Origin of the sequence: Flavobacterium sp. CF136 (assembly GCF_000282055.1) — a bacterium.
Classification (GTDB): Bacteria; Bacteroidota; Bacteroidia; order Flavobacteriales; family Flavobacteriaceae; genus Flavobacterium.
The window spans coordinates 1-12548 of record NZ_AKJZ01000054.1; the positions used below are offsets into that span (position 1 = coordinate 1).

Annotated in this window: 6 protein-coding genes; 2 read left to right on the forward strand and 4 right to left on the reverse strand. The window is 34.6% G+C overall.

Features of this window, described 5'->3' with window-relative positions; all coding sequences use genetic code 11:
* Positions 1-257 precede the first annotated feature (257 nt).
* The 3 genes from PMI10_RS15770 to PMI10_RS15780 are packed head-to-tail and all read right to left on the reverse strand — an operon-like array spanning position 258 to position 7898.
* Entirely contained in the window at positions 258-3047 is a 2790-nt protein-coding gene (locus tag PMI10_RS15770; protein ID WP_007809792.1) for a sugar-binding domain-containing protein, read from the reverse strand.
* Between the two features lie 44 nt (positions 3048-3091).
* Positions 3092-6502: a tetratricopeptide repeat protein gene (locus tag PMI10_RS15775; protein ID WP_007809794.1), complete on the reverse strand. Its 3411-nt coding sequence runs from the start codon at positions 6500-6502 to the stop codon at positions 3092-3094.
* A gap of 19 nt (positions 6503-6521) precedes the next feature.
* Positions 6522-7898, reverse strand: a complete 1377-nt coding sequence (locus PMI10_RS15780) for a sugar porter family MFS transporter (protein WP_007809797.1) — start codon at positions 7896-7898, stop codon at positions 6522-6524.
* Positions 7899-8299: 401 nt separating this feature from the next.
* Between PMI10_RS15780 and PMI10_RS15785 the strand changes: the two genes are divergently transcribed.
* On the forward strand, positions 8300-9178 hold the full coding sequence (locus PMI10_RS15785; protein WP_007809799.1) for an AraC family transcriptional regulator: 879 nt from the start codon (positions 8300-8302) through the stop codon (positions 9176-9178).
* Between the two features lie 70 nt (positions 9179-9248).
* Here the strand turns inward: PMI10_RS15785 and PMI10_RS15790 are convergent, their stop codons facing one another.
* Positions 9249-10619: a sensor histidine kinase gene (locus tag PMI10_RS15790; RefSeq protein ID WP_007809800.1), complete on the reverse strand. Its 1371-nt coding sequence runs from the start codon at positions 10617-10619 to the stop codon at positions 9249-9251.
* Between the two features lie 518 nt (positions 10620-11137).
* Between PMI10_RS15790 and PMI10_RS15795 the strand changes: the two genes are divergently transcribed.
* Positions 11138-12526, forward strand: a complete 1389-nt coding sequence (locus PMI10_RS15795; RefSeq protein ID WP_007809801.1) for an exonuclease domain-containing protein — start codon at positions 11138-11140, stop codon at positions 12524-12526.
* Positions 12527-12548 lie beyond the last annotated feature (22 nt).

Here is a 12548-nt window from a genome sequence, read left to right on the forward strand (position 1 = left end):
AAGATTTTTTTAAATTATCTTTTTATAAACATTTTAAAATCTATGCTTCTATGTGTTAAATTAACTTTTTTGCTAATTACACCCAACGGGTTAACTTATTCTAAATAAATTCTGAGATACAAAGAACAGAAAATTATTATAATTTTTTTTATCAGGAAGCGTATAATCTTAAAAAAAAATAAAATCCGTATAAACAGCAAACGAAGTATACATTTCATTTTACTGTTTATACGGATTCGGCAGAATTAAGTTTTTTTTTAATAAATACTTGTAGCTGCTTCTTTACCCTTTTCCTTTTGATCAGCCAGAATTGATTTCAAAGTATCAGGATTCTTTATGACTTCTGGATTGAAAGAGGTACTATTCATATAATTAAGGATCGAGATTAACATTTGTTTTGCAACCGGACGTTTTTCCAGATCCTTTGATAAATCAAAAGAAGCTATTACAAGTTTCCCTGAACCTATGCTTCCTTCAAAAAGTGGTGCCAGTTTACGATTATTGGCAAAATTATCTACCATTTCTACTAAAGGACTGCCACCAATAATGCTGTCAACAATTAGGGTTGTAGAATTAACATTTAAGTCCCACCATTGCCAATCGGTATGCATATCCGTAGGGAAATCGGTAAAAACTTTGTGCGAAGGATTACAAAGTACTCCCATGGTTCCTGCTTGTTTTGGAAAATGGACAGGGCTCCAAAATACAGGAACAAACTTCCCTTCTATCCCTTTTATTTTCTTCCAGTCAGGATTTAATAATACTTTACGGCCTGCCTTCAATGATTTATAAGCTTCTTCAAGACTTCTTGTATAAACTACATCGCCATAATTTATATTTTGCTGCTCAGGATAAACCCAAATATTCCATTGGTTTTTATAATCAGTATCTTTTATATTTACTTTAAAAGTTAGTTTAATCGCCTTTTTAATTTTTTGAAGGCTTTCACTAATTGTAAATAACTCGTGATTATAACCAGAATTAATAGTTTTGGTTACAGTTCCGGATGCAATTACAGTAGTATCATTTAGTATACTCCATTCAATCACTTTATCATTTAAGGCATCACCCGAAAAATTGCTTACATCCAGACTGGCTGTAAAAGATTCATTGTTAGTATAGGTTGCTTTGGAGAAACGCAGCAAAGGAACAACCGGAGAAGAAAACTGCCTGAATTCTTCTGCCGAAATTAAATTTTTACTATCCCAAAAAGCATCTAACAATCCTACCAATGCTGTTCCCTGACCCGGAAAATCATGTAAGTCCAACAACTGAAATCCACTGATTCCGGCTGTTTTCAATGCTCTTTCTATTTCTTCTTTATAAAGTATCGCAGCCAGCTTTCCGGAAGCTTTGGTATAATCAGCAGCTTTATTGATTAATCCTTTACGTTCCAGATCTTCTTTTACAGCCATGAAATTTAATGGTTCTAAAACTCCTGTATATTTCGGAATCTCATCTATTTTTGGATAAACCGCATACTGGCCTATTTCATGTGTAATTAAAGGCACCGTAACATCTTGCAAAGCAATCTTGTAATCTTTATTGAACGCTGGAGATTCACTGTTAAAAACCCCTTGCCCACGCACCCAGCCTTTGTTTGTCCATTGTGTAATAAAAAAATCATCCTGCGGTTCAGGTAAAGTACCGTGTCCTTTTTCAAAAGTAAAAGAAGTACCGGTGTACAAATGTCTTAGATCCTGAGTTCTAATATTTTTAACCATTTCAGTTAAAAGTGCCATGTCTCCCTGTAATTCATTGCCCATGGACCACAGACAAAAAGAAGGATGATTGCCATATTCCTCAATCATATGTTGCGCTTCCGAATATAAAAAGTCAGTCACTTTTTTATCTTTTCCAATATTTAAAACCCAAACCGGAAGTTCTACCTGCAGGTAAAAACCCATTTCGTCTGCCACTTCAAAAGCAGCTTCCGGAGGACACCAGGAATGAAAACGAAGGTGGTTCAAACCCCATTCCTTAGCTGTTTTAAACACTTTTTGCCAGCCTTGTTTGTCCATTGGAGGATGTCCGGTAAGTGGAAAAATATTGCATTCTAAGGTTCCTCTTAAAAAAACAGCTTTATTGTTTATCGTTAAAACAGTTCCGTTTTTTGAAAACTTTCGCATTCCAAAATCGACTGCTTTTTCCGATTTGGACTTTACTGCTTTCAATTGGACTTTTAATTCATACAGCTCCGGAGAAAATTCACTCCAAAGCTTTATGTCCTTACCCATATTATAATCAAGATTTACAACGGATTGTCCGCTTGTTATTTGAACCGTTTGTTCAAGGGCAACGACCGATTCTTTGCTTTTTTTATTTACAGCAACAATATTCAACACTCCTTTTTGAGTATTTTTCGAGCTATTATTTAAAGTAACAGCTACTTTAATTTTATTTAAATCAATATCCGGATTTACCTGTACATTAGAAATATGAATTGGATCTAAAGCTTCAATATTCATTTTGCCAATAATCCCATTCCAAATAATCTGAGTCTCATTCGTATAAGCATGCGCCATATTGTCCAGGCTGATATCAAACTGCTTTCTGTTGTCAACACGCACAGTTATTCTTTGCTTTTTACCCGGAATTAAATAACCGGACAAGTCAAAATAATGAGGAGAAACCAAACTATTTTGTTCCGATTTGACCTCTTTGCCATCTATCCAGACATTCGTTTTCCAAATCACACGTTCCAATTTCAATATCAATTCCTTTCCTTTCCAATCGCTGGGGATTTCTATTTCGCGGGTGTACCAGGCTGCTCCTGTATAACTATTTTTTCTGGTTAAATGACTTAACTGAGGTTTTGAAAGACCTGGTTTTAGTTTGTTAGGAATTCCAATCCCAAAATCATCTGTTGTTCCCGGTAGGTTTACTATTTGTTTAAAAGTCGTATTTTGCCACCCGTTTTGCAATCCAATATCGGTACTGTCTAATTGTACTGTCCATTGACCGGAAATGTCAATTATTTTTTTATCCATGGAACTCCATGAACACAGTAAAAATGACGTAAGGACTAACAATAAAATATTTTTCATTTTGAATGTTTTGATAATTAAAATTTAAATTGCCGACAGAATAATTATTTTCTAAACGTGTATTTGTTTATGTCTAATTGCTTCACTTTTTGATAGAAACTTTCTGAAAGTTCGTCATTTCCTAAACCACTATGCCCTAAAGCCATAACATAATTGCAATGTACCTGGTTACGAATGTTTAAATCATCTTCCCAAATAGCAAGGTCCGGAAGCGATACGGCAAAATAATCGATACGGCATTTTTCAAATAAATACTTTTCGCCATGAGCCACTAATTTATTAAAACGACTGCGGGCTTTGTCTTCATCTCCTAATTCACGCCAGGCCAGTCCCTGATAAAATATCTTATCCGGCTGTTGATCGTTATAGAAAAACGCCTGAACAGGTTCCGGTGATCCAAGTGTCGCCTGCATAAAATTTGCTTGAGCATTTTTCTCATCGCCTAATCCTTTATAAGCTAATCCTTTGTAATAATGGACTTCGTTTTCTTCAGCATTTTTTAATTTTCCTTCACCTAAATTATGAGGATATATTTCTGTTTCCTTAAGCAGCTGAATTGCCTCTGAAAAACGTTTTTCGACTATTGCAATTTTGGCTAATTCTACCCTGCACAAAGTATATAAGCCTGTTACTTTACCTTCGCCGCCTTCCCAGGGATGAAATTTTCTGACAGCAATATGATTTTTTGCCTCTTCATATTTACCAATCTGACAATATAAACCGATACGTTCAATACATAAATCATCTCTTTCTTCTGTTAAATTACTATATTTCTCAAAAAGTGCCAGTCGTTCAATAGGCGATTTTGCTGTTTTTTTATACAGCTGATCTAATTCCATAAATATTCTGGAATCTGTTGTATCGATTTTAAATGCTTTTTCTAATACTTCCTGAGCACGAATTTTATTTCCTTGTTTATTAAAATAGGCAAGAGCAAGATTCCTTAAAACTGTTGGGAATTGATCATCAATTTTTACTGAGCTTTCCCAACATTGTATCGCATTATCATATTGACGAAATGCATACCAAAAATTTCCTAAATAAAAAGATGCTTTTGCATCATCAGGATTCAATAAAATGGCATCCTGCAGAATATTAACTTCTTCAATTCGATTAGGAAAACATTTTTCCGGAGACAATATTGAGGCTTTTTTGTACCATTTAACAGCCTCGTTTTTATTTCCTTTCATAGATTCAAAATAACCTATCGTATAGAAAACCATTGGATAAACCGTATCAACTTCCTGAGTACATTCCTGTAAAAACTGAATAGCTTCATTATATAATCCTGCTCCCGCGAAATCAAGCGCATATTCGATATAGCCATGCGGCCATTTGCGCATGATCGTGTTCATTTCATTAAGTTCCGTTTCGTTGTTAGTCAGCAGGTACTTCTCAAATCGGCATCCCATATTAAAACGATCAATTGTAATTGATTCTTCAGCTAAAACAAGGGCTTCTTCTGTTTTTCCTAATTTTCTTAATATGGAAGTTTTTAATTGACGTGCTTTATGATTGTGCCAATTGCGTATCAAACATGAATCAATACGCTCTAAGGCTTCTTTCCATTCTCCTCTGATACACTCTATTTGTGCCAAAGCAAAAAATGCAGCATCCTGCCAGGCAGCATTCCAGGTAGATTTAAAAAGAGCGGTATAAGCCTCATCCAATTTTCCCTGAATTTTTAAACAGAACCCTAAATTATAATGTGGTTCACCATCATAAGGATTTGGACTGCGTTCTGTCAATACTTCAACAGCAGTTCTAAAATAGCCCTCTGCCCTTTTAAATTGTCCGCGTCTTAGCATTAATAAACCAACAGCATTATTACAACGTACATCCTTAGGATCTCTGCTTAATGCTTCTTCGTAATAATCTAACGGATTATAAGTAGCATGACGGTATTGTTCAAGATGCAAACCTGTTAGAAATAATTGCTCAATCGATGCTATTTCTTTAGGATCAAGAGCCGCTTTTGCCGGATCCGGTGCAGGTTTAATTTCCGGCTTTTCTTCTTGATATTCAACAAGAATTTTGCCTTCTTCGGTATGGATGCTGAAAATTAAATTTTCTGATAAATTATCACCAATTGATACCCTCTTTTTATATGGATTATATGGCGAAATAGTAATTACTTCCTGATGTAATACATTTCCCTGAACATCTTTTAATTCTAATTTTAAATTGGTAAAAAGACTGGTTGTGAACAAAATTAAATCTGCTTTATTTCCATCCACTTCAATATTGATTATGGCATCTTTAGTAGCATTTTTTACATAACCAACTTCGGCATAAGGCATAAAATACTGAATCCACGATTTTTCTTCATAAGCCTGCAGCCAGGAAAAATCAGGTTGATTATCTGTAAAAACACCTGTCATTAATTCAATGTAAGGTCCGTCTTTATCAGTCAGATTTCTGTCCCAGGCAAGACCAAAATCTCCATTACCCCATGTCCATTGTTTTTTACCCGGAGATACATGATGATTGGCAACGTGCAGCAAACCTGCCTGTACACCATCTTCATAACCTCCAACAAAATTATATTTAGAATGAACAGCCATATACGATGTTGGCACAGGAATATTTTTATACTTCGAAATATCCACGCCTGCCGAGTAATCCTGTTTGTAATATTCTCCGGTTGCTATGGGGAAATTTGAGACGTCACGTTTTCCGTGGTCAAATACAAAATTTACATCCGGCGGAAAAACAGACTTATATTCATCATTAACAACAACGGCAGGATTTGCCCACCAAAGAAAAGTTTGAGGAAAAGCAGTCCTGTTATAAATTTTGACTTTTATTTCGATATAAGCCTTATCAGGATGCAAGGTGAATCCCTGCATTCCTTTGGTCCTAAACATTCTTTCCACTTCATTACACCAAACGGTTTTACTCCCGTCAGCATTCTCTTCAATACTATAATCCGTAGGCAAAAAAGTACTTGGACGGTGATGCTGCGGCCAGTTGAACTCAATTCCTCCTGAAATCCAGGGTCCGGTAAGTCCTACCAGTGCAGGCTTAATTACCTGATTGTAATATACAAAATGACGTTGCTTTACCTTATCATAAGCCATATGAATACGGCCTCCGAGCTCAGGTAAAATCATTATTTTAATGTATTTATTTTCTACAAACAAGGCATGATATAATTTATCCTTCTTTACATCCGATATTTTTTCAACTACCGGATAAGGATAAACGGCACCTGAGCTTCCCTGATAAACCCTCTTTTCAAGAAAAATAGGATTTTTTTCTTCTTCGCCAATTTCATAAGTCGGCAGCATAATATCCTCTTCCCATGCGCGAACTACACCATCCTCATGAACAGTAGACTGGATTAAGTAAGAAGTGATTTCTTCATCTTTTATTTCTGAAGTAATAAACGATGAATTTGAAAGCGATTGATTTTCTTCAATTATATTTGGTTGGACCGGAGTTAATTTTTCCATCTTAATTTATTATCCGTTGTTATTTTGTTAATTCTGCTTCTATTTGCTCTAATGATTTTCCTTTTGTTTCTGCTAAATAAATTCGCAAAAAGAGATACCCCAGAAAACAAATTATTCCGTAAAGCCAAAATGTTCCGTAAGACCCTAAACTATTATTTAATAACGGGAATGTATAGGTAAGCACGAAACAGGCAGTCCATAATGAAAAGGTGCTCACAGCCATTGCCATTGCCCGAATTTTTACGGGAAATATCTCAGATAAAACTACCCAGGTTACCGGTGCAAGCGTCATGGCATAACAAGCGATAGCAAGAATTACAAGTATTAAAACGGCAGCGCCTGTCACAGCAAAATAATAACATATACCTAAGAGTGCATAAATACATGCCAATCCTATGGATCCAAAAAGCATTAGAGGCCTTCTTCCAAGTTTATCAACCAGCAACATTCCGACATAGGTAAATATAAGGTTTGTCAAACCTGTAATAACGATGTTGAAGAGAATATCTGAGACACCATAACCTGCAGCAGAAAATATTTCCTGAGCATAATTAAAAACAACATTAATTCCACACCATTGCTGAAAAGCAGCGATAACAATACCCAATAAAAGAATTTTAGGCATTTTACCTTCAAACAACATTTTATAACTAACTGCTTCTTTTGTAGCGCTAACTGCAGATTTCAATTCTTCGATTTGCTCAATTGCAAATTTAACTCCTCCAATTTTTGTAAAAATAGATTCCGCCTTATCGTATTTATATTTACTGGCCAGCCATCTTGGACTTTCCGGGATAATTAATATTAAGGCAAAGAAAGCTACGGAAGGTATCGCCCCTGCCCAAAACATATATCTCCAGCCCCATTGTACATTCCATGAATCTAACAAAATACTGCCATCAACAATAGGTTTTGCTATCAGCATGTTTACGATTTGGGCAGCCAAAATACCAAAAACAATAGTCAATTGATTAATGGATACAAATTTCCCTCTTGATTCACTAGGCGCAATTTCTGCTATATACATTGGAGAAAGGTTAGACGCAATTCCGATACCAATCCCTCCTATTATTCTCCAAAAAATAAACATATCTATTTCATTCGCACATCCAGTCCCAACTGCTGCTAATGTGAATAAAATTGAAGCGACAATCATCAATGGTTTTCTCCCGTATTTATCAGACATACTTCCTGAAATCATCACTCCCAATAAACAACCTAAAATAGCACTTCCCATTACCCAGCCCTGCATTGAAGGAACGTCGGTTATATTGAAAAAAACTTCATAAAACGGCTTAGCACCTCCAATAACCACCCAGTCATACCCAAATAACAATCCACCCAAAGCAGAAACTAAAGCGATGAAAAGCAAATAAGAAGAATTATTTTTACCCATGATCTAAAATTTTATAGTATTGAAAGACAAATTTAGAAGTATAACAGCAGTCAAAAAATGCAAAAAACAAATAAAAAGATGTATAAAACAACTAATTTAGCCAAATATAGATCATTGCCAGAATTTAGGGGATATTATTGTATCTAGAAATAAATCCATTGGGTGTAGTTCAAAATAGATGTCATCCTGAGCGGAGTCGAAGGCTTTCTCCATGGAAAGGGCTTCGACTCCGCTCAGCCTGACAATGATTTATATAAATATATTTTTAACTTATTTTTTATATGAAATAAGAGTTGTAATCAATTGCACCCAAAACGGCTTAAATAACTAGTTTTGAACAATAATATTTTATAAAACCTGTATTATTCACCTTATTTAATACAACTATAACTTTTTGACAAATGGAACATATAGCGGATGGTTTTAAAGGAGAAAGAGCAATTGTATTACCATACAGCATTCGGAATTTTCAAACCAATAATGAATTAACCAAATCGCTTTATATTACCCACATTGGTTATTATCCAAATGCAAAAAATCATTTTCGCAAACGTTCAAAAGGTGCGCTTGAAGATATTTTAATTTATTGTGAAAAAGGGAAAGGAACTATAACAATAGGAAACGAACAATTTAAACTTACAGAAAATCAAATTCTAATCATTCCGGCAAACAAACCTCATTCGTATGAGTCTGAAGCTTCAAACCCCTGGAGCATCTATTGGATTCATTTTAGGGGCACAAAATCTTCCTTATACGCTCCTGCTGCTGAAAAAATTATAACTTTAAATGATGTCAGAATATCAAATCGTCTCGATCTTTTTGAGGAAATGTATCAAAATTTAGAGATGGGATTCTATGCTGATAACTTAGAATATTCAAGTATTTGCCTAAAACATTTTTTATCCAGTATAAAATATATTGATCAATTTATAAGAATAAAATCAATTAATACATCAGATCTGGATACCATTCCTATGAGTATTATTTTCATGAGAGATAATCTGACCAACAAATTAACCCTTAGTCAAATTGCAAAACATGTAGGGTATTCAGACTCTTATTTTCGCAATTTATTTTTAGAAAAAACATCGTTTACCCCTATTGAATATTTAAATAAATTGAAAATCCAAAAATCCTGTTCATTATTGCAATTCAGTAATATGAAAATAAATGAAATTGCCTATTATCTTGGTTACTATGACCCTTATCATTTTTCAAAATCATTCAGTAAGGAAATGGAAATTTCTCCTCGTGAATATCGAAAAAAATATAAAAACTAGGGTTAAAATCAAAGTTATTTTTACCGCTGGTATGGAAAAAAGTCAGTAACATTTATTATAGCGAACTGCTTTAGAAATTTTGATTAACCGGAATATAAATCTCAAATGTAGCTCCTGTCCCAACTTCTCCTTTTGCAATGATAATCCCGTTGTGGTTCTCGACAATTTTCTTCACGATAGTAAGTCCAATACCGGTTCCTTCGTAACTTTTGGCATCATTAAGCCGCTGAAAAATTTCGAAAATCCGATCTTTATATTGAGAATCAAAGCCAATACCCTTATCGCTGAAGTTAATACAATAATATTCCGTTTCTAAAGGCATTTCTTTTTGCGAGGCTTCATTTTTATCAATATAACGGCATGTAATACTTATATGCGGCTTTTGTTCAGGCATGCAAAATTTTAGTGAATTGGTAATAAGATTCTGTAAAAGTTGACGAAACTGAAAAGGGATAATTGTAACTTCACAAAGATCAGTGATTTCAATTATTGCTTCTTTTTCTTGTAACTCTTCCTCCATTGAATCCATTACCTCAGCAACTATTTCATTGAGGAGAATTTTTTCAAATTTTCTTTTGGTCTCTGTGGTACGCGAATACGCAAGCAAATCATTTATTAATGTCTGCATATGTAAAGCCGAATGCTCTATACGCTCAAAGTAGTGCACACCTTTTTGAGATAATTTTTTTGATTCTTCCAGAAGGACGCGATTAGAAAACATCTGAATTTTTCTCAAAGGCTCCTGTAAATCATGACTTGATATGTAAGTAAAAGATTCAAGTTCTTTGTTAGCAAGAATTAATTCTGCGGCACGCTTTTCTTTTTCCTGATTCTGAAAAACAAGTTCCTTATTGGCTATGACCAATTCTGCAGCGCGTTTTTCTTTTTCCTGGTTTTGAAAAGCAAGTTCTTTATTGGCTACAGCCAATTCTGCAGCACGTTTTTCTTTTTCCTGATTTTGAAAAGCGAGTTCTTTATTAGCAATGACCAATTCCGCAGCACGCTTTTCTTTTTCCTGATTCTGAAAAATAAGCTCCTTATTAGCTATCACCAATTCTGTAGCACGTTTTTCTTTTTCCTGATTCTGAAAAATAAGTTCCTTATTGGCTATCACCAATTCTGCAGCACGTTTTTCTTTTTCCTGATTCTGAAAAATAAGTTCCTTATTGGCTATCACCAATTCTGCAGCACGGTTTTCTTTTTCGTGGTTTTGAAAAGCAAGTTCTTTATTGGCTATGACCAATTCCGCAGCACGTTCTTTTTCCTGATTCTGAAAAGCCAATTCTACATTAGCAGTAAATAATTCGGCAGTATGTTTTTCTCCCTCCTCAATTTGCAAGGCAAGCTTTTTATAAACAAGGATTAATTCGTTATTATAATTGCTCCCTCCCTGATTCATTAATTGAATAATACTATCCGGGATTAAATTTTCGTTTTTCATTTACTGTAGTTGTTTTCAAAGATACCATAAGTCTCTGAATTTAATTGAAAACAGTAAACTATTTTATATTCCTAAATTTAATAGTAACAAAAAGGGTTAACTGATAAAAGAACAACGAACAAATAATTAAAACATTCACAAACAACACTTTAATTCATTCGCATTTATTGTTTAATTTGGATATTATGTGACATTTTGTTTAAATTTGCAACCTTAAAAAATGCGAATTATAAAATTATTATTTTTTGCCAAATTATCTGACATGTAAACTACAGGGTTTACTTTAAAGATAATGTATTTTAATTCCGAATCTGAAATACTCCAATAAAAAAGGCAGACAACACAAAGTACAATAGCAGACAATAAAGGATTTCATAATATTGATAATCCAAAACCTGCCCTATCCTCAGGAGCATCAGATTAACATATCCATAAAATGAAATAATTTAAAAAATAAAATATTTCATACTTTGTAAACTATTAAGATTAAGAATAGGTTTTACGTTATATTTTTTTAGATGAAAAAACAGGAATATGCCATAGTAGATATTGAGACCACAGGCGGTAATGCCAGTGGCAGCCGTATTACTGAAATCGCTATTATCATTCATAACGGAACAAGTGTAATTGATCGCTGGGAAACCCTCGTGAACCCGGAAAAGGAAATACCGCTTCCCATTTTTGCCTTAACCGGTATTAACAATGAAATGGTAAAAAGTGCCCCTGTCTTTGATGACATATCTGAAAAAGTACTACAAATGCTTACAGGGCGTATCTTCGTTGCTCATAATGTCAACTTCGACTATTCATTCGTCAGACATCAACTTGAAGAAGCAGGATTTAAGTGGACAGCGAGAAAATTGTGCACCGTTCGTGCAGCAAGAAAAATCAGGGCGGGACTTGGATCCTACAGTCTGGGAAACCTTTGCACTTCACTGAATATACCAGTCAAGGATCGACATCGTGCAGGTGGTGATGCTGATGCTACCGCCATATTATTTTCTAAATTACTGGAATGGGACAGCGAAGGAGAGATCACAAAAATGATTAAGAATACCTCACAAGACCAGCGCTTACCTCCTAACCTGCCACCAGAAGACTTTGAACAGTTACCGGAAAAACCGGGTGTATATTATTTTTATAATGAAGTAAAAAAGGTGATTTATGTAGGTAAAGCAATCAACTTAAAAAAGCGTGTGGCTTCTCATTTCAGCGGTCATAATGTCAAACCACAAAGGCAAAATTTCTTAAGGGATATATACGGAATTTCGTTTGAAGTCTGTGCAACTGAATTAATGGCACTTTTACTGGAATATACTGAAATTAAGAAACTTTGGCCAACATATAACAGGGCATTAAAACGATTTGAACCAAAATATGGACTCTATTATTATGAAGCCCGTAGTGGATACAAATACCTGGTTGTTGGGAAACTGAACAAATTTCAGCCTTGTATCGAAGCTTTTAATAATGAATATGATGCCATAAATTTACTACGCAGCCTTGCCCAACAGTTTGAAATTGATTATAGATTCTGCAAATACTCCAGACCCGCAGAAGGGGAATTCATCAAAAAGAATGATGTCGAAAATTTACCCGACGTTATATCTCACAACAGTCAGATCGAAGATGCTCTTGATTTTTTAATAAGTAACAGATCAAGTTTCGCCATTATAGATAAAGGCAGGTCAACAGATGAGCATAGTTGTATTTGGATCGAAAATGGTCACTTTTATGGCATGGGTTACATCACATCGGATATTGGATTTACCGAGCCTTCAGAAATAAGAGATTTTGTAACGCCTTACAAGAGCAGCCAATACATCATGAATTTGATAGCTACCTATGCAAAGAAATATCCGGGTAAAATTTTTTTCAATAATCATTTCCTAAAAGAAAAGGAATAAATAAATCAATTATCGAATACAT